A 1,319-nucleotide genomic window follows, 5' to 3' on the forward strand; every position below is an offset into this window, starting at 1 on the left:
CTTTCCATCTTTTATCACCGGACTTCCGTCTTTATCAAGCTTTGGACGCTCGGTTTGTAAATAATCAATAATTTTTTGCATGTGTCCGGTACGGAGTTCTCGAAACTTTATATTATATATATCGGTTAATTTATTCCAGGCCGCGTTATAGCTACCTTGAAGCTGTATAGATTTATCTTTATACCCTAGTGGTTTCCATTCTTCGAACAATTCTTTAACCGTAATATTTAGTTTTGTTGTAGGATTGCGCCGGTATTCATCCAGCGCATCCTTGGCTTCCTGGGCTGTAGCGTAATAACCGATAATTTGAGATGGCATGCCATTTATTCGAGGAGTAGCTGCAACCCAGGGGCGATTTTTTAAATCAGAACGTTTATAAATCGTCCCTGTGCCGTTTTCTCTTTTTATGGTTTTACGTTTGGTTTTTACCTGTTTAGTGCCACAGTAATTACAAAATACTGAATCATCGGAAATTTCCTTTTTACACTTTTTGCAAGTCAAGGTTTTACCTCCTTTTACAAATCCCTAGTAATCAGAACTTTCCGAGCCACCCCGCAGATACGGGCGTATCCTATTTCGAAATCTTTGCAACTTACAATTATAGGCTGATATTTAGGATTTTCCGGCATTAAGATAACCGTATCGCCAACGCGCTTAAATCTTTTGAGTGTTGCTTCTTCGCCATTTACAATGCATACTACTATATCGCCATCGTTTGCATAGTCTTGTTTCCTAACAATAACCTTTGCACCATCCGGTATCCCGGCGTTTATCATACTATCTCCCGATACAAGCAAGCAAAAATATTCAGATGGGTTTTTTAAGTCCGGAACATATTCGTAACCTATAATATTTTCCTCAGCTAAAATTGGTATTCCGGCGGCTACGCGTCCGATTGTTGGAATCATAGGTATATCGCTAAGAGGAGTTGCGTTCGGCATGTTATCTTCAGCATCCTCCCAACCCATTAATACTTTAGGTGAAAGTCTAAGCACTTTGGCGAGTGCGGCGACTCTGCTTCTTCCCATATTTGCGATATTACCAGATTCCCATCTTGATACAGTCGCTTCGCTAACGCCAACAGCTTTGGCGACGTCCAACATGGTTAAACCTAATTCGAGTCTACGCCTTTTAATAATATCCTTAATTTCCACCCTAATCACACCTTTCGGTGAATATTTTATCATTGTTCTTGCATTTTTGCAATACTTTTAATCGCTGTATTTAAAATTTCTTGCGTTTATGTATTGACAATATGGAAAATCTTTGATATTATTGACTTGCGTAAAAGCAAGGAAAAGAGGTGAGCAAGGATGTTT

At 39.1% G+C, this 1,319-nt stretch carries 2 protein-coding genes; both read right to left on the reverse strand.

Going from position 1 to position 1,319, the window contains the following annotated elements:
- On the reverse strand, positions 1 to 501 hold a 501-nt coding region (locus tag AC29Z1_RS17580; protein WP_488272736.1), incomplete at its 3' end, for a zinc-ribbon domain-containing protein.
- Between the two features lie 14 nt (positions 502 to 515).
- Entirely contained in the window at positions 516 to 1,154 is a 639-nt protein-coding gene (locus tag AC29Z1_RS17585; RefSeq protein ID WP_488272737.1) for a LexA family protein, read from the reverse strand.
- Positions 1,155 to 1,319 lie beyond the last annotated feature (165 nt).

The organism is Sporomusa sp. (assembly GCF_057736855.1).